Below are 18,644 nucleotides of genomic sequence, written 5' to 3' on the forward strand. Positions count from 1 at the left end.
GTGCAAAAGGTTATAGGAGGAACAAGTATGAAAAAGCTGTTGATGGTGTATGCGATACTGATCGCAACTTTTTTGCTTTTCCTTTATTTTTATCAATACCGCGAGTCTACGGATCAGTCGCTTAAGCAAATGAATCGCGGTCTCCAAGGAAACATCGAAGAGAAGTATGTCATGGTCAACTTCCAGTCCGGCATTGATTATTGGAAAAGTTGTCTAAAAGGCTTCGAGGATGCCGCGAAGGCATTGAATGTTTCCGTCGAGTATCGAGGTGCTACACAGTACGATGTGTACGAAGAGATAACGGTTTTGGAGCAAGTAATCGCCAAGAAGCCGGCAGGAATTGCAGTCTCGGCGATCAATCCGAACGCACTCGTTGTGACCATTAATAAAGCCGTTGAAGCGGGCATCCCTGTCGTATTATTCGATTCTGGCGCACCTAAGAGTAAAGCTTACTCTTTTCTGGGAACGAATAATTATAACGCTGGCGTAAGCGCGGCTCACAAAATGGCTGAGTTGACCGGGACCAATGGAAAGCTTGCGATTATTACGCTGCCTAATCAACTAAATCATCAGGATCGAATGGCTGGATTTCAAGATACAATCCGAAGCAGCTACCCAAATCTACAAATTATAGCGATAGAGGATGGTAAGGGGGATCAATTGGCATCCGAACGGATTGCGGCTAAAGTTCTCAAGGATCATCCGGATTTGAACGGTATATTTGCTACAGAGGCCAATGGCGGTGTGGGTGTAGGTAATGCGGTGAAAAGCTTGAAATTGCTTTCACAAGTGAAAATTATTGGGTTTGATACGGATAAAGGGACACTCGATATGGTGAAGAACGAGACGATTTCAGCAACGCTTGCACAGGGTACCTGGAATATGGGGTATTGGTCGCTTATGCATTTACTCCATCTTCAAAAGGAAGCTCAGAAATCGCATTTACCCCTGCAGAATGCCAAGGAACCGCTTGTTCCCACCTATGTGGATACAGGAATTACAATCGTGACGAAAGAAAATGTCGATATCTATTATGCCAAATGACAGCTTAGAGGCAAATGATGAGGTGAAGCGCATGAAGATGTTCAAATGGATTACACTAAATAACTGGCCAATCCGTTATAAGTTAATCATGCACTTCTTACTAATTAGCATTTTGCCTGCTATTTGTCTGGGTATTCTGATCGCGTTAGCGACCGATCGCATTATTGACAAACAGGTTAATGAGCATACGTCTCAACTAATCGGCAATGTGAATAAATCGCTTGAAGCGTATGCGGGGAATTTGCAGAATATTACCTATTTCACTTCCTTTAACCCACAAGTTAAGAGGTTTCTAAGTGGGGAGCCAGCCATTCAACCATCGGAAGCCTACGATATGCGGATATTCCTTCAAGGATTTACAACCCTATACTCGGAAGTGGCGGGTATCCTGGTGGTGAATGCGAAGGGGGATTACATCAGTAACGAAATGTATGCCCGAACTTCTCGGAGCCTAACCGAAGAAAGTTGGTACAAGGAAGCCGTGGATCAAAAGGGGATATTCAGCATCGTTGGTCATCCCTCGGGAAGAAATGTCACCACACACGTTGACTACAAGGATGAGGATATTGTCTCCGTGGTCAGAGCGATTCTGGATCCCGAAACCCAAGCAGTCAAAGGTGTCATCCTAATTGATTTAAAGCTTAGAGTCATCGCAGAAACCGTACAGGACGTAAGCCTAGGGAAATCGGGCTACTTGATGGTTATCGACGATAAAGGCGAAAGCATCTATACACCAGAGCATCCTCTTGTGAGCAAGTTTCAGCGAAGTTGGATGGACGAGAATCCTTCGGGCACTTTTTCTAAAACGATCGATGGCACTTATATGCAGTTCATATATCGGAAATCGGCCTTTACGAATTGGACGACGGTGGGTGTATTTTCAACGCAAGAGACGGTCCGAGAGGTCAGAGAAATCCGCTTATATTTAATCATGTTTGTTTTCGTTGTATGCTTGCTCGGGATTGCGGCTTCCTATTATTTATCCTATACCATCTCTTTCCCCATTTGGCAGCTAACGTCATTCATGAGGAGAGCAGAAGACGGCAATCTGTCTATTCGCTTCAAGGATGAAAGAACGGATGAAGTCGGCATGCTGGGACGAAGCTTCAATCATATGCTGATGCAAATTACGAAACTGATCGGTTTGGTCGAAAAGGAGCAGCGGCAAAAGAGGGAAGCGGAACTGCGAAGTCTGCAAGCGCAAATTAAACCGCATTTTTTATACAACACACTCGATACGATTCTATGGTTAGCTCGTAAAAGCGGCGCGCACGAAGTGACAGAAGTAGTCGATTCCCTATCTAGGCTTTTTCGCATAGGTCTTAGCAAGGGGAATGAAGTCATTACGCTTATGGAAGAATTCGAGCACGTGAAGAGCTATCTCATCATTCAAAAAACAAGGTACAAGGAAAAATTGAATTATTCCATTAACGTTGACCCTTCGCTCCATCAGCTTTATGTGCTTAAGTTAATTCTTCAACCGATTGTCGAGAATGCCATCTATCATGGGATTAAAGAGCGCCGCGGACCTGGTAATATCGACATAAACGCTTGGAATGAGAATGAAAAAGTGGTCATTACCATTAGCGACAATGGAGCTGGTATGTCCGATGAAAAGCTGGAACGTTTAAGACGAACGTTAGAAGCGGCTGCTTCTAAATCGAATCCGGTTGTAAATGAATATAAGCAGGATGCGCCTCCTGTAAGCGAGCAGGAATCGTCCTTTATAGTAACAAATCCTCCATCGGGTGAGGGGTATGGATTAACGAATGTACATGAACGAATTGTGATTAGCTTCGGAGATGCTTACGGTGTATCCATAGAAAGCAAAAAAGGAGAGGGAACAACCGTAACGATTACACATCCTGTGTTAAAAAGAGAGGTGCCCGTATGATCGTAGGTTCGCCCTGGAAAGTATTGATTGCAGATGATGAATCGATCATTCGCGAAGGTATACTAAGTTCAGTGAATTGGCAGCAGCTTGGTCTGGAGGTTGTGGCAGAGGCTGAAGACGGTGAAGAGGCCTTAGAGCTGGCACGTAAGCATAGTGTTCATATCCTGCTTGTTGATCTCAATATGCCCATCATGAACGGTATGTCATTGATCAAACATGTGCGTGAGGAGCTGCCGGATTGCAAGATCATCATCATAACCGGACATGATGAGTTTACCTATGCACAAGCAGCCATTCGCTTGGATGTCGATGATTATATCCTCAAACCGGTGAATCCCGCGCAGCTTGCCGATGTTTTAACGAAAATAACCAAGCAAATGGCATCTTCTTTGGAGAAAGAAGAGCATTTGCAAATGGCTTCTAAACAGATTGAAAGGAACTTCTCGCTATTAAGAGAACGTTTCTGTCTGGAATGGATGGATGGGGTACTTAGTGAGGTTGAGATTCGAGAGCAGCTTGCGTTTCTTAAGATGCCCGATCGAGCGCCGAGTACGCTAGGCGTTATTCAATGGTCCGGGAATTCAAAAGGCAAGGAGCTTTTATCAGAAAGAGACCGTCAGTTGATCTTGTTTGCGATTGAGAATATCGTTGAAGAGCTGCTATCTCCCTACACGCTGGTCAAATTTCGAGACCATTTGGGGATGCTGGTTGTACTATTATGGGAACCAGTACCGGCCGATGCGATCGAGAACATGGATGCAGCTGTGCAAACGTATTTGAAAATAACCATAGCTTCTCAGTTCCTGACGGGCATAGAAGGTGTTACAGGTGTTTCTAACGTGTACCAGCAAGCGAGAACTTCCTTATATAAAGAAGCCCATCTGTCTCCTTTTGTTCGTTTGGCGAAGGATTTTATTGCGCAGAGATATAGCAACCCGGAAATAACACTGGAAATGATCGCCAATGAAATGAAGGTTTCCCCTGTGTATTTGGGAAGAATTTTTAAACAAGAATTAGGTATCCCTTTTGTGAATTTGCTTACTCATACGCGGATTAAACACGCGATTCATTACTTGAGCACAACGGATATGACGATTATTGAGATTTCCGAAAAAGTAGGCTATGACTCCCAGCATTACTTCAGTACAGCCTTTAAAAAAGTAGTAGGCATAGCGCCAAATCAGTACCGCAAAGAAGGAACCATGCAGTCGTAATCGACGAGTCATGATAACAAACATACACCTCAGCTGAAAATGGTCAAATGGAAGCGTTAAGCTGCCCTATGAACCAAAGAGCTGAGGTGTATTTTTGCATAATGATACGCGAAGGTGCAATCATACAAAAAAAGTTGCCGATGTTATGAAAGTTTACAAACTTCTTTCATATAAATTGACCATGATACACAGCGGATTTACAATGAAACAAATCTTGATCAAGAATGGTTGGAATTTCATAGAAATAGAGGTGACGGGTAGTGAAGTTGACGCTGCAGCAAGTAAATGAGTTGAATCAGGAAGATTTCATCGATAGGTTCGGCCCTCTATTTGAGCACTCACCTTGGGTGGCAGAGCGCGCTTGGAGCTCGCGGCCTTTTGCAACGGAGCTGGAATTGAACAGTGCATTCGAACGCGAGGTTTGGCTTGCTGATCGGGTGGAGCAGTTGGCGCTGCTTAGAGCGCATCCAGACTTAGGTACGCGAGTGCGGATGACAGATCATTCGGTACAGGAGCAGTCCGGTGCCGGTCTGAACCAGTTAACAGCTGAAGAATATAAACTGTTCCTAGCTTATAACAAGCAGTATACGGCTGCCTTTGAGTTCCCTTTTATTATGGCGGTCAAGGGCCAGACCAAAGAGATCATTCGAGAAGCGATTCGCACTCGGATACACAGAGATAAGGAAGATGAGTTCGGGAAAGCTTTGCAGGAGGTTTGCAAAATTGGGCGGTTCCGCCTAGAGGCACTGTTAGTCAATGAAGCGGAGGCGAAAGCGATGAAGCAAGCGAACGGATCGGAGAGAATCATGTATTACGGCAAAGGTGATGTATGGGTGTATCGTTCTTATGCAAAGCCGCTGACGAATCTGACGTTAATACCGGAGTCTGGCTTTACTGGACGAGATAATGTGCTGTTTGGAATGAATATCAAGGTGGCGGTTAGCGGAGAGAAGTTCTTTACCTCCTTCACGGAGGGGGACAATTCGATGGTTGTTGCCACGGACTCGATGAAAAATTTCATCCTGAGAAAAGCTGGAGAATATGAAGGCGCTACAGCTGAAGGGTTCCTGGAGTTCGCCGGCCGCCATTTTCTAGAGACGTACCCACAGATGACAGGTGTGAAAATGACAGCAGATCAAGTATCTTTTGAAGTGCTGCCGGTTCCTAGCGCAAAAGGATTTGAAGGCAGTGAGCTCGTATACCGTTATTCGCAAAATGAACACCCGACCGCGCTGGTTGAAGTTGTGCGCACGGATGAGGGTATAGCTATAGAGGAACATGCCGGCGGCGTCGCTGACTTGAAGCTGATTAAAGTAAAAGGAAGTTCCTTCGCGGGGTTCGTTCGAGATGAGTATACGACGCTTCCGGAATCGTTCGACCGTCCTTTATTTATTTTCTTAGACATTGCTTGGAGTTATGAAGAGGTGGCGGATGCCCTAGATTCAGATCTCGGACGTTATGTGGCTGCTGAGCAAATTCGGGATATTGCGCATACGGTATTCCATGAGCAGCATTCACCGTCGATCCAAAATCTTATTTATCGAATCGGACAGCGCGCGCTCACTCGTTTTCCTCAATTAAAAGAAATTCGCTTTGAATCTAACAATCGCACGTGGGAAACGATTCTGGAGCAAGCTTCCGTTGGTGAAGGTAAGGTGTTTACAGAGCCTAGACCGCCGTATGGTTTCCAAGGTTTTTCCATGACAAAGAGTGACCTGGAGGGCCTATGAGCGCTGGTTTAACATCGCACGTACTGGATATTAGCAGTGGACGACCGGCTAGTGGGGTGAGGATTGATTTGTTTCGTCTCCAAGATGGGCACTCAAATCTGCTTCGCTCGGAAGTGACGAATGCGGATGGCCGCCTTCAAGAGCCGATGCTTAGCGGGGATGATTTAATACCGGGAATTTATGAGCTGGTCTTTCATATAGGCGATTATTTCAGAGGAATCTCTATTAATCTTGCAGAGCCTGCGTTTCTGGATCAAGTACCGGTGAGGTTTGGCATTTCGGCCAAAGATGTTCATTATCACGTGCCGCTGCTCATCGCGCCATGGGGTTATAACACATATCGAGGAAGTTAACGCAGGCAGGATGGCTGCAGCATAAAAGACTCCGAGGGAGGGTTTCGTATGACTAACCAATTTGACCTCGTAATTCGGAAGGGCACCGTAGTCCTGAGAGAGGAAGTACGCCAGTTTGACATTGGGATTCAAGGTGGCAAAATTGCTGCGCTTGGCGAAAACCTCGTGTACTCGGAGGATACACCTGTCTATGATGCGGAGCATTTGCACATTATGCCGGGGATGGTTGATGCGCATGTTCATTTCAATGAACCGGCCCTCGGTCACTGGGAAGGGTTTGCTACCGGATCAGCTGCTCTAGCGGCTGGCGGATGCACGACGTATATCGACATGCCGTTGAATGGCGTGCCGCCTACGGTTCGGCTAAGTGCGCTTGAGCGGAAGCTGGAAGCGGCTGAAGGACATTCCTTGGTCGATTATGCGCTGTGGGGCGGACTTGTTCCCGGCAATGTGGGCAATCTTCAAGAGCTCGCGGAAGCTGGCGTCATTGGATTTAAGGCGTTCATGTCTTGTCCTGGCGGAGAGGGGGAAGATATATTCGCTGAGGTGGACGATCTGACCCTCTACGAAGGAATGAAAGAAATTGCCCGCTTGGGGCTGGTGTTAGCGCTTCATGCAGAAAGCGAGGAGATCGTATCCAAGCTGGCTGCGCAGGCACTTGCGGAAGGCAAGCGCGGGGCGCTCGACTTCGTCGCGACGAGACCGATCGCAGCGGAGCTGGAAGCGGTGAAACGCGCACTGGTCTACGCCGAGGAGACGGGCTGCAAGCTGCACTTCGTGCATATAAGCAGCGCGGAAGCTGTGCAGGCCATCACGGAGGCGAAGGCCAAAGGGCTGGACGTCACGGTGGAAACGTGTCCGCATTATTTAGTGCTGACTAGCGCTGATTTGGAGCGGCTAGGTCCGGTAGGTAAATGTGCGCCTCCGCTGCGCAAAACGGAAGATCAAGCTCAGCTATGGGCGGCGCTGGCAGCTGAGCAGTTGGATATCCTCGCCTCGGACCACTCTCCTTGCCCTACGCATATGAAGCAAGGGGATTTCTTCGAGGCGTGGGGCGGGATATCCGGTGCGCAAAGCTCACTGGAGCTTATGTTGGACGAAGGCTACCTACATAGAGGGATGCCGCTGCATTTGTTGTCGCGGATGCTCTCTTTCGAGCCGGCTAAGCGGTTTGGGCTGCATCCCCGCAAAGGTGAAATTGCTATAGGTGCGGATGCTGATCTAGCTCTTGTGGATATGAAGCTGAGCTACTCACTTCAGGAGAGTGATCTATTTTACCGCCATAAACATAGTCCCTATGTAGGGAGAGCGTTCGGATGCCGGGTAAAGGCGACATTCTTACGAGGCACTAAGGTGTATGAGCTTGGTGAAGGGCTAGTGGAGAAAGCAGACGGGATTTGGTTGCGCCACGCAGCCGTGATTGGAGGTGAGGAAGGTGGCTAAAATGACACCGAACTCGCTGGATTTGCTGTCAAAATACGCTGACCAGATGCTCGATGTACTGGAGTGGCTTTCCTCCTATGGGGCTGACCCAGCGGGGGGAGTCTCCCGTTTGTTGTATACGCAGCCATGGCTGCAGGCGCAGCAGGCTCTTACCCGGAAAATGCAAGAGCTGGGGCTTGAAACAGGCTTCGATGCCGTTGGTAATGTTTTTGGAAAACTGCAAGGAAATAACCTTGTGATGAAGTCGGTTCTTACAGGTTCTCATGTAGACACGGTGAAAAACGGCGGTAAATACGATGGGGCATACGGCGTAGTTGCCTCCATGATGGCACTTGGTTATTTGAAGGCGGCTTATGGGACGCCGAAACGAACGCTTGAAGTGGTTTCATTTTGTGAAGAAGAGGGAAGTCGCTTCCCGCTAGCTTACTGGGGCTCTGGACATGTGACCGGTGTGAGGTCGATGACTGGGGCTTCGGAGATTGCTGATCTTGAAGGTGTGACGCTGCTTGAGGCGATGCAGCAAGCTGGCTTCGACACGACAAGTGTAGGTGAACACCCTGCGAAGCGCGAAGATATCGGAGCGTATATCGAAATTCATATCGAGCAAGGTTCTGTCCTTGAGTGTAACGAGAAACAAATTGGCGTTGTTACAGCGATCGTTGGTCAAATAAGGTTGACCGTAGTGGTAACGGGCACCTCGAATCATGCCGGGACGACCCCAATGAGGATGCGAAGAGATGCACTTGCAGGAGCTGCGGAAATGGTATCTCTGACAGAGCGGATGGCACTGGAGAAGGGGGAACCGCTTGTAGCTACCGTTGGGCGTTTGGAAGTGAAGCGGGGAACATCGAATGTGGTACCGGGGGAAGTTGAATTTACGCTGGATATTCGGCATACTGACGAGTGGGAGATGGATGCTTTTCGTACGAGATTGCTGGCTGAGTTCGAAGTAATTGCGAAACGAAGAGATCTTCAAATAGATACGATAGAAAATTTGCACGCTTCGCCTGTGGCGATGCATGAAGGGATTTCGGCAGAAATGGAAGCTGCCTGTGGTGCCCACGGATTCGAGAGCATGCGGCTGCCTAGCGGGGCAGGGCATGATGCTCAGCTGTTCGGGCCGATGTGTCCGACAGCGATGATCTTCGTTCCAAGTCGGGCAGGCATTAGCCACAGTCCTAATGAGTTTACGGAACCGGCCGATCTGGTCGCAGGCTTCCAAGCACTAGTGCATGTGTTATATCAATATGGTTATGGGGGGAAAGTAGATGAAATCTTATAGAGACTTGTCGCCCTCGCTGCGAACGATCATGACCCCAGGACCCGTTGAGGTCGACCCTCGGGTACTGCGGGCGATGTCTTATCCGATTCTTGGACAGTTCGATCCTGAATTCACTGAACTGATGAATGAAACAATGGAAATGCTTCGCGATGTATTTCAAACAAAAAATCAATGGGCTTTTCCGATAGATGGTACCTCGCGTTCAGGTATTGAGGCTGTTCTAGTGAGTGTGATTGAACCGGGGGACAAGGTGCTTGTTCCGATCTATGGCCGCTTTGGCAATCTGCTAGTCGAAATCTCGGAGCGCTGCGGTGCGGAGGTTGTCCTGCTGGAGAGAGAATGGGGCACGGTGTTCGACCCAGAGGAAATTATCGCTGCCATACACCGGGAAAAACCGAGCATTGTTGCGATCGTCCACGGCGAAACATCCACGGGTTGTATCCAACCGTTTGATGGCATCGGAGCAGCCTGCCGTGAAGTGGATGCCCTGCTTGTTGTTGATGCCGTCGCTACGATTGGCGGAGTCCTGGTTAAGACGGACGAGTGGCAGCTGGATGCTGTGATCGGTGGAACGCAAAAGTGTTTATCCGTCCCATCCGGGATGTCGCCGATTACGTATAACGAGCGAGTTGAAGCCAAGGTGCTGCGGCGCAAAACCATTGAACGGGGACTGCGTGAAAAAGGCTCGGCGGTGTCGGCTGGGAAGCCAGTTGCGAGCAACTATTTCGACCTCGGCCAGCTCCAGGACTACTGGAGTCCGAAAAGACTCAATCATCATACAGAGGCAACTTCGATGCTGTACGCTTTGCGTGAGGGTCTGCGTCTTGTCCTGCAAGAGGGCTTAGAGGAACGATTTTATCGTCATCGGCGTCATGAGGCTGCGTTAGTTGCTGGCCTCCGGGCAATGGGCTTAGCGCTATACGGGAATCCTGACTGTAAGCTAACCGTTGTGACTTGCATCTGTATTCCAGACGGAATCGCTGGAGAATCTGTGCGTTCGATGCTGTTAAACAGCTTCGGGATTGAAATCGCCAGTTCTTTCGGACCTCTGAAGGGTCAAATTTGGCGAATCGGTACGATGGGCTTTAGCTGTAATCAAAAAAACGTGCTCCACGTGCTCGGTGCACTGGAGGCAGTTCTTCTATGGCACGGCGCCGATATTACGGTCGGCAAGGCATTGCAAGCAGCGTTAACGTTATATGCTCGTAAAGAGGAGGAGCTGCCATGTTAAACATCATGCCGCGAGCCGAGCGTGCCATGATTGCTACGCCTCATTATTTAGCTAGCAGTGTGGGGAGTGCCATTTTGCAGCAGGGAGGCAATGCATTCGATAGCGCGATTGCGATCAGTGCGACGCTAGGGGTCGTCTACCCGCATATGACGGGGCTTGGCGGGGATGCCTTTTTCCTCATGCACGATGCCTCGACGGGCAGCTTTACGGGCTTTAATGGAAGCGGGAAGTCAGCTGCGCAGGCGACGCCTGATTTTTACAAAGCTAAAGGGCTGCATACGATTCCGCAAAGAGGAATTCTAAGTGCAATAACCGTTCCGGGGATGGTTGATGCCTGGTGGCAAGTATGGGAGAAGTACGGAAAGCTGCCGTGGGAGAAGCTGCTGGATCCAGCCATTGCTTATGCGGAAAACGGTTTTCCTATCTCGCGCAATTTGCTTTTTTGGATGCGCAAGGATGAGGCTTTCATTCGGGCTTCTGAGCAGTTGAGTGCCTTATATATGGCGAATGGCGAGCTTTTGAAGGAAGGGGATCGTCTGGTCCAGAAAGATATGGCCCAAACGTTACGTATAGTTCAACGTGAAGGTAGAGATGCCTTTTATAAAGGCTCCTTGATGCAAACCGTGGTTGATAGCATTCAGCGGGACGGCGGTTTACTGCTGGAAGATGATTTCCGTACTTATTCGGGAGAATGGGTGGAACTGCTTTCGACAACCTACCGTGGGTATGACATTTATCAAATGCCGCCGAATTCACAGGGATTCACAGCGCTCATGATGATGAATATGCTGGAAAATATAGAGGTAAGCAGCGTTCCGCGAGCCTCCGCGAACTTTTATCATATCATGTCAGAAGTGATTAAAAAGGCGTTCAAAGACCGTGATCTTTACTTGACGGATCCCCGTTTTCGGGAAATTCCGCTGGAGCGTCTGCTTTCAAAAGCCTATGCGGCGGAGCTCTGGCATGAGATTCAGGCAGAACCTCTCAAGGTGAGCGAACACTTGTCACCAGCGATCGGGCAGGATACGGCCTATGCGGCTGTCGTTGATGATGAAGGGAATTCGGTTTCATTTATACAAAGCTTGTATTTCGACTTTGGTAGCGCTTATGTACCAGGCGATACGGGCATTATTATGCAAAATCGGGGCTCTTTTTTCTCACTTGACCCTGCGTGCGCGAACGTTCTAGAGCCTAACAAAAGGTCATTTCATACGTTAATGCCTGCCATGGTGAGCAAAGCCGGGAAACCTTACATGCTATTCGGTACACAGGGGGGAGAGGGTCAGCCGCAAACACAGCTTTCCATACTGACAGGCGTGCTGGATTATGGTTTGTCCATTCAAGAAGCTATATCTCTTCCGCGTTGGGTATACGGCCGTACGTGGGGGGAAGATGGCGATGCGCTGAAGCTCGAGCACCGTCTCGATGGCGAGGTATATGCACGTTTGAAAAGATGGGGACATCGCGTTGAACCCGTGAATCCTTGGGATGGGATTATGGGGCAAGCGCAGGGCATTGTGATTGATGAGAAAGGTTTCATGAGCGGTGCTGCGGATCCTCGCGGTGATGGTTTAGCGATCGGCTGGTAGAACGATAAATCCATAAGGCGAGGTGCGATGAGTGATGGAGGCTTATGACATTTTGCAAGCGGTGGAGAGCAATGCGCAGGCGCGTGTATTAGCGACAGTTATTCATGTGGAAGGCCATGCTTATCGCAAGCAAGGAGCAGTTATGCTGCTGATGGCGGATGGAAGCTCGCTAGGCAGTATCTCTCCCGGCTGTTTGGAAGCGGATCTATCTGCATACGTACCTGCTGTATGGGAGTCGCAAAAACCGCAAATGGTGGAGTACGACATGAGACCGGCAGATGATTTCGGCTGGGGTGAAACGATTGGGTGCGGCGGATTGATTCGTATCCTGTTGGAGCCTGTTACCGGGGAACTGCTTGTTAACTTGCTGGTGGTGAAAGCTAGCTTGGATCGCGGGGAGGTCGTACAGCTGCTGCGCACATTCTCGGATGGGTATTCGAATATAACGTATACGTTATGCGATCCTGATGAGGGAGCGCCTTCAGACCGACAAGCGGTGTACGCCTCATTATTTACGCCGAAGCCGAGGGTCATTGTGTTTGGGGCGAATCCCGATGCGATGCCGCTTGCCCAAATGGCGGCAAGTGTTGGGTTTCGCGTGGTGGTAGCGGACTGGCGGGAGGCTATCTGCAATGTGGAGCGTTTTCCCGGGGCTGAGACTGTCGTGGCTTTCCCAGAGCAATTGGTGGAACAACTAAAGCTGAATGCGCAGGATTATGTCATCGTCATGAGTCACCAGTTTGAGAAGGATTCAGCATTCGTACGAGGAGCTATGGAATCAAGCCTGCGCTACCTCGGTATCATGGGTTCGAGGGATCGAACGGAGAAGATGCTTGAAGGATTAGAGCGGCCGGATTGGCTGCATTATCCCGTTGGTCTTAACATTGGCTCGGAAGGCCCGGTTGAAAATGCTATCAGCATAGCAGCTGAGCTAATACGTATAAAGCGTGGCGTTCGCTCGACTGGAGAGTGGGGCTCCTCTGTTACCATGGGGCGAGATATCCAAAGCTGCCGTCTATGGTGAGCGCTGTGAAGAGGAAAGTTGTTGGCGTATACTTGGCGGCAGGCAGCAGCAGACGGATGGGGACAGCGAAGCAGTCATTAGAAATCGCCGAAGGCGTGCGGCTTGGCGGGATTGCCCTTCTGCAAGCTCTTCATGCCGAGCTGCATAGTGTGGTTGTTGTCGTGCGTGAAGGTGACTCCTTGGATTGGTTGCCAAAAGAAGCTCATATGCATAGGTTATTAGGCAGATGTCGTGTTGAGATATGTGCGGACGCTGGAAGCGGAATGGCGCACTCGCTGCGCACGGGGATCCAGGCAGCAGAAGAGATGGGCGCTGATGGTATCTTAGTCTTGCTGGCGGATCAGCTGTTCATAGATGGTCCCATGCTGCTTCGGCTTACGACTGCCTTTCGTGAGGAAGCGGGCTACGATTATATCGCCAGCGGGGATAAGGGGATGCCGAAGCCTCCTGTTATTTTGGGGCGAGGGATGTGGCCAGCGGCTGTTGCTTTGGAAGGGGATGCTGGGGCGCGGTCCTTGTTTCAATTGCCTGCGTACCGTGGTCAAATTGTGGAAGAGGAAAACCAGTTGAAATTTATGGATGTTGACACTATGGATCGCTATGAACAGGCGAAAAATATATTTATGCACCAATGTATGTGAACTTAAATAACATAAAAGAAGAGATGAGTGCATTATTACTAATAATGCGCTATTTTTTTATACAAAAACACAAAGTGATGTCAAATAAGTTGACGCAGTTTTTGAAAATTGTTTATAGTATATCTAATTTATATGCGGATGGCTTTTTGAAAAACGGTTGGAGTGTAAAAGTTGATGCTGGTTATTCTGGATTTGGTGATTCGAAGGCTAGTTTGAGGAATGAAGATGGGATAGTTGTCATGATAAAGGAGGGGTGTTCATGTCAGTTCCTTTGTATCAGCTGCCAGAGCAGCAGCCTTCAGTATGGCAGCCTACGAGTGTAGAGGAAGCTATGCGTTTGAAGCATAAATGGGGAGATGATTCGGTACTCATTGCTGGGGGAACCTGGCTGCGTACTCGCTGGGAAAACGGTCATGCACCGATCCCACAGCATCTGATTAGCCTTGGAAGTATTTCATCTCTCTCGGGATTAACGGTCGATTCTCAAGGGCGAATTCATATAGGGCCAGCCCTTTGTTTAGCTGATTTGATGAAAAATGAACTGGTTAGGCAACGATGCGGGCTCCTTGTGCAAGCCTGCTCGGAGATCGCAGCGCCCTCTGTTCGGAATTTAGCCTCTATCGGAGGCAACGTGATGTCACGAACGGGTGACCTCATTCCTGTATTGCTTGTCATGGATGCCCAAATCATTTGCTCGGATGGGCAGAATGAACGTTCACTGGCGCTGATGGAGTGGCTGGAGAGTCCGATTTCGAGCCAGAACGAGGTAATGACTGGGATCGTGGTGCCAACGGCAGCTCTGATGAAAGCGGAAGAGGGAAGTAGCTACGAGTTTTATCTAAAGGTGGGACGCAGAGAAGCGTTCACCCCATCGGTTGTAACGGTAGCTGGAAGGCTAGAGCTAGGTACAGATGGAACACTCACAAGATTTGCGTTAGCTGCAGGTGGAGGAAGTGCTGTTCCGGCAAGGTTTAAATATCTGGAGGCCGCAGCTATTGGTCAGCCTTTATCCAAGGAGCTTCTGAAGTATCTGCATAAGGGTGTGTTCGCGGAATTTGATGCGGTGGCTGATGATTATGCCGGTGTGACTTATCGCAAGCAGACTGCGGCCAATCTCATCGTATCTGAATGCTATAAAGCGTGGCAAAAGGGGGGCGGAGCGGATGCTCCTAGGTCGTGATACGTATGTAAAAAAGTGGATTATCCGGCCTGACGGTGAAGAGAAGGTAACCGGAAAGCTCCGATATCTCACGGATTTAACCGCACCGGGTATGCTGCATGGGAAGGTGCTTCGCAGTCGTTACCCCCATGCATGGATTCTTTCCATCGATACAAGCAAGGCGATCATGACTCCGGGTGTGCGCGTCGTGGTAACGGCAGAGGATGTGCCTGGGTTGAATTTATTCGGCATTGCTTTCCCTCATCAGCCTGTGTTCTGTCATGATCGCGTTCGTTACATGGGGGACGCTTTGGCGGCAGTAGCTGCGGATACGGAAGAGATCGCTGAATATGCGCTTAGTCTGATCGAGGTTGTTTATGAACCATTACCTGTTGTAGATGATCCAGAAACGGCGCTAGACGCTGGCGTTATTAGGCTGCATCCCGATGGCAATTTACTGCACCGAACTAGCTTGAAGCATGGGGACGCAGAAACGGCATTCGAGGGGTGTGCGCATATTGCCCAGGAGACGTACTTTACGCCTCGTCAAATGCACACCTACATGGAAACCGAGGGCGGCTTATTTATCCCAGAAGATGACGGCCGATTAACGGTATATTCGCCTACGCAGCATGGCTATAAGGATCGGATGCAGCTGTCCAGGATTCTAGGGATGGCTGAGGAGCAAATTCGCGTTGTATCCAGTCCCATCGGCGGATCATTCGGCGGGAAGGATGAGCTCAATGTGCAGCCCTTCGGTGCCTTGATGGCATTAAAGACGGGATCCCCGATCAAGATGCACAATTCGCGTCGTGAATCCATCATATCTGGTATCAAACGGCATCCGATGCGGATTAAGATGAAGACTGGCGTGGATCAAGAGGGCCGTCTCGTCGCGCATCAAGTGAGCATCCTTGCTGATACAGGAGCCTATGCAACTTTGGGTTGTGAGGTCTTGAATTTTGCTACGGAACATGCGATAGGACCTTATAACATTCCGAATGTAGATGTTCAGGGGACGAGTGTATATACGAATAACGGCGTATCCGGTGAGTTTCGGGGCTTTGGCGGCAATCAGGTGATTTTTGCCGTTGAGAGCCAGATCGAGCGGTTAGCCGAGAAGCTCGGTATGGACGCTTGGGAGCTGCGCAAGCTGAACTTGCGTGCTCCGGGTGACCCGGGGCCGATGGGGCAGCAGATTGTGCAAACCGATGGCGCGGAACAAGTGTGGAGCAAGGTGAAGGAGTCGCCGCTCTGGGCGAAACGCGCGAAGTTGGCGCGGGAAGGCGAGGGAGCGGTACAGCAAGCCGATGGCGAGAAGCAGCAAGATCAAGTGGAGAAGCTGCGGGGTATAGAGCGGGATGACAAGAGCGAAGTTCAAGCCCTGTGGATCCGCCGAGGCGTCGGCGCAGCGATGGTGATGCACGGCGCCGGGCTCGGCCTAGGCATCCCGGATCACTCCGGCGGCCGCATCGAGCTCACGCCGGAGGGCAAGATCCAGGCCTCCTTCGGCTTCGAGGAGTTCGGGCAAGGGCTTTATGCAGCGCTCACGTTGATGCTGCAGGACTTTTTCGGCTGCACCGCCGAAGACATCCGCATCGTCATCGGCGATACGGATCGCGTGCCGAGCAGCGGATCCAGCACGGCCTCACGCGCCACCACGATGATGTGGCGCGCCCTGCAGCGGCTGAAGCCGCCGTTCGTGCAGGCGCTGCTTCAGCAGGCGTCTGCGCTCGCCGGCCTCGCAGCCGAAGAGCTGGCAACCGGCGCAGGCGGGATTCATCGCAAGGGCGATGAATCGGGCATGCCGGTTGTGACGTATGCGCAGTTGGCGGAGGCTGCTGAGGCAGCAGCCAAGCCGATCATCGCGCATACGGAGTTCGACTACCCGACGACGCCGGAAGGGCTGATCGGCGCTCATTATTTATACTCCTACGCATCCGTCATCGTGGAAGTGGAAGTGAACATGCTGACGGGGCGAGTGAAGGTGCTGCAAACCGATCACGTCATAGCAGCCGGCCCTGTTATTAATCCGATGGGGTTCCTCGGACAGATCGAGGGGGGCAGTGTGATGGCTCTGGGATTTACGTTGACTGAGGATGCTGTCATGCAGGGGAGTAACTACCTAAGGCATAATTTGGACACATACTTGGTCCCAACCTTCAAGGATAGCCCCCATACCATTCGGGTAGAAGCGATCGAAGATTTGCCCGAGGGTGATACTTTTGGCCCGCGCGGGGTTGGCGAAATTGGTTCCGTCGGTTTGGCCCCGGCCATTACCGCAGCGGTCCGTCAAGCAACGGGGATTTGGGTAAATCGACTCCCGATTTCACCGGAAAACATCGTGCAGTCCATCGACTGGTTAGAAGGGGTGGAGGCCATTGATTAATACAAACTATGTGCTTGAATGTTCGATTAATGGTAAGGGAGTCACGGTACCTGTCCCAGCTTCCAAACGGATGTCGGATATCCTGCGTGATGACTTGCTTTTAACAGGAACCAAAGTTTCTTGTGAAATAGGACGCTGCGGCGCCTGCATGGTACTGCTTGATGGTAAACCCGTTAATTCTTGTTTGCTTATGGCTTATCAAGCGGCGGGTAAGGAAGTGACAACCATTGAGGGGATATCGGCAGGGGAAGAGCTGCATCCCGTTCAGCAAGCTATGTTAGAGGAAGGAGGGCTGCAGTGCGGTTATTGTACCGCTGGTATGGTCGTTACGCTTACGGCTTTATGGGAAGAGAATCCTACCCCGACTAGGGCGGAGGCCGAAGAGGCACTCTGCGGCAATATATGCCGATGCACGGGCTATGAAGGCATTTTCAGAGCGGTAGAAAGATGTGGTTTGTCGATAAAAAGAGAGGGGTAGAACCATTATGACAAAAAAATGGATGTTTTCCTTAACAGCTATCTTACTTATGATCTTAACCGCTTGCTCTGGACAATCAACTACGACTAGCACCACGACCGCACCTAATGCGTCCCCTGCTTCAACCCCAGCTGGCAGTACAACACCGTCATCAGTTGAGAAAAAGCTGCCTAGAGTTGCCTTTGTCTATATCGGAGTTCCCGGTGATGGAGGCTGGACCTACGAGCATGATCAAGGCCGTTTAATGTTGGAAAAAGAGCTTGGCATCAAAGCGACAACGGTTGAAAATATTCCTGAAGGTCCTGATGCGGAGCGAGTTTTTGAAGAATTAGCACAGAAGAACGATATCATTTTCGGAACTTCCTTCGGTTATATGGACCCAATGTACAATGTAGCTCAAAAGCACCCGAAGGTCACATTCCTACACGCAACTGGCTATAAAACACTGCCTAACCTCGGGACATACATGGGGCGCGAATACCAAAGTGCTTACCTCGTAGGTATGGCGGCCGGTAAAATGACCAAGAACAATCACTTGGGTTATGTCGGTGCATTCCCGATTCCGGAAGTTATTTATACCATTAATGCTTTTACTCTTGGAGCTCAAAGTGTTAACCCGGACATTGATGTATCAGTGGTTTGGAGCAATACGTGGTTCGATCCGGCGACAGAGAAGCAAGCTGCGATTTCTTTGCTGGACAAAGGCGTGGACGTTTTGGCTGCTTATCAAGATTCACCTGCAAGTATTCAAGCGGCAGCGGAACGCAAAGTGTGGGGGATCGGAAACGATTCGGATATGGGCCGATTTGCGCCGGAGACGTACATTTCGAACCCGAAATGGAACTGGGGACCTTACTATGTGCAGACGGTTAAAAGTGTCATGGATGGGACTTGGAAATCCAGCGCATATTTCGGCAGCATGAAAGAAGGCATTACAGATATAGCTCCACTTGGTAAAAATGTGCCAGCCGATGTTAAAGCTCTTGTCGAGAAGAAGAAGCAGGATATCTTGAATGGTACCTTCGACGTATTCCAAGGACCTATCGTGGATCAAGATGGCAAGACGCGTTTTGAACAGGGTAAAAAGATGACTGACGAAGAGATTTTGGGCACAACCTGGTTTGTTAAGGGCATTAAAGGTGTCATTCCTAAATAAGTATGAGAGGACGTAAG

15 protein-coding genes are annotated in these 18,644 nt (G+C 49.9%); all 15 read left to right on the plus strand.

Going from position 1 to position 18,644, the window contains the following annotated elements; all coding sequences use genetic code 11:
* The first annotated feature begins 27 nt into the window (after positions 1–27).
* Positions 28–1,044: a substrate-binding domain-containing protein gene (locus NYR53_RS03320; protein ID WP_261303915.1), complete on the plus strand. Its 1,017-nt coding sequence runs from the start codon at positions 28–30 to the stop codon at positions 1,042–1,044.
* On the plus strand, positions 1,034–2,938 hold the full coding sequence (locus tag NYR53_RS03325) for a cache domain-containing sensor histidine kinase (protein WP_437180127.1): 1,905 nt from the start codon (positions 1,034–1,036) through the stop codon (positions 2,936–2,938). The genes NYR53_RS03320 and NYR53_RS03325 overlap by 11 nt, the downstream gene beginning before the upstream one ends.
* Positions 2,935–4,152, plus strand: coding sequence for a response regulator transcription factor (locus tag NYR53_RS03330; protein ID WP_261303916.1), 1,218 nt, complete (start codon positions 2,935–2,937; stop codon positions 4,150–4,152). The genes NYR53_RS03325 and NYR53_RS03330 overlap by 4 nt, the downstream gene beginning before the upstream one ends.
* Positions 4,153–4,412: 260 nt before the next feature.
* On the plus strand, positions 4,413–5,882 hold the full coding sequence (gene pucL / locus NYR53_RS03335; RefSeq protein ID WP_261303917.1) for a factor-independent urate hydroxylase: 1,470 nt from the start codon (positions 4,413–4,415) through the stop codon (positions 5,880–5,882).
* Entirely contained in the window at positions 5,879–6,235 is a 357-nt protein-coding gene (gene uraH, locus NYR53_RS03340; protein WP_261303918.1) for a hydroxyisourate hydrolase, read from the plus strand. Before pucL ends, uraH begins: the two co-directional genes overlap by 4 nt.
* A 48-nt stretch (positions 6,236–6,283) precedes the next feature.
* Complete coding sequence (locus tag NYR53_RS03345) at positions 6,284–7,678, plus strand: allantoinase (RefSeq protein WP_261303919.1); 1,395 nt, start codon at positions 6,284–6,286, stop codon at positions 7,676–7,678.
* A gap of 1 nt (position 7,679) precedes the next feature.
* The gene (locus tag NYR53_RS03350) at positions 7,680–8,960 is read left to right on the plus strand and encodes a M20 family metallo-hydrolase (RefSeq protein WP_261306268.1); all 1,281 of its coding nucleotides are present in this window, start codon (positions 7,680–7,682) and stop codon (positions 8,958–8,960) included.
* Positions 8,947–10,191 carry a pyridoxal-phosphate-dependent aminotransferase family protein gene (locus tag NYR53_RS03355; RefSeq protein WP_261303920.1) on the plus strand — a complete coding sequence of 415 codons (1,245 nt, stop codon included), beginning with the start codon at positions 8,947–8,949 and terminating at the stop codon, positions 10,189–10,191. The genes NYR53_RS03350 and NYR53_RS03355 overlap by 14 nt, the downstream gene beginning before the upstream one ends.
* Positions 10,185–11,780: a gamma-glutamyltransferase gene (gene ggt, locus NYR53_RS03360; RefSeq protein ID WP_261303921.1), complete on the plus strand. Its 1,596-nt coding sequence runs from the start codon at positions 10,185–10,187 to the stop codon at positions 11,778–11,780. The genes NYR53_RS03355 and ggt overlap by 7 nt, the downstream gene beginning before the upstream one ends.
* 34 nt (positions 11,781–11,814) lie before the next feature.
* Positions 11,815–12,804, plus strand: coding sequence for an XdhC family protein (locus NYR53_RS03365; RefSeq protein ID WP_261303922.1), 990 nt, complete (start codon positions 11,815–11,817; stop codon positions 12,802–12,804).
* 5 nt (positions 12,805–12,809) lie between these two features.
* On the plus strand, positions 12,810–13,445 hold the full coding sequence (locus NYR53_RS03370) for a nucleotidyltransferase family protein (RefSeq protein WP_261303923.1): 636 nt from the start codon (positions 12,810–12,812) through the stop codon (positions 13,443–13,445).
* Positions 13,446–13,704: 259 nt separating this feature from the next.
* The gene (locus NYR53_RS03375; RefSeq protein WP_261303924.1) at positions 13,705–14,625 is read left to right on the plus strand and encodes an FAD binding domain-containing protein; all 921 of its coding nucleotides are present in this window, start codon (positions 13,705–13,707) and stop codon (positions 14,623–14,625) included.
* The gene (pucD, locus tag NYR53_RS03380; RefSeq protein ID WP_261303925.1) at positions 14,609–16,993 is read left to right on the plus strand and encodes a xanthine dehydrogenase subunit D; all 2,385 of its coding nucleotides are present in this window, start codon (positions 14,609–14,611) and stop codon (positions 16,991–16,993) included. The genes NYR53_RS03375 and pucD overlap by 17 nt, the downstream gene beginning before the upstream one ends.
* Positions 16,986–17,471, plus strand: a complete 486-nt coding sequence (locus NYR53_RS03385; RefSeq protein ID WP_261303926.1) for a (2Fe-2S)-binding protein — start codon at positions 16,986–16,988, stop codon at positions 17,469–17,471. Before pucD ends, NYR53_RS03385 begins: the two co-directional genes overlap by 8 nt.
* Before the next feature lie 7 nt (positions 17,472–17,478).
* Entirely contained in the window at positions 17,479–18,627 is a 1,149-nt protein-coding gene (locus tag NYR53_RS03390) for a BMP family ABC transporter substrate-binding protein (protein WP_261303927.1), read from the plus strand.
* Positions 18,628–18,644: the final 17 nt, after the last annotated feature.

The sequence above is a fragment of the Paenibacillus andongensis genome, assembly GCF_025369935.1.
In the GTDB taxonomy this organism is placed as follows: domain Bacteria; phylum Bacillota; class Bacilli; order Paenibacillales; family NBRC-103111; genus Paenibacillus_E; species Paenibacillus_E andongensis.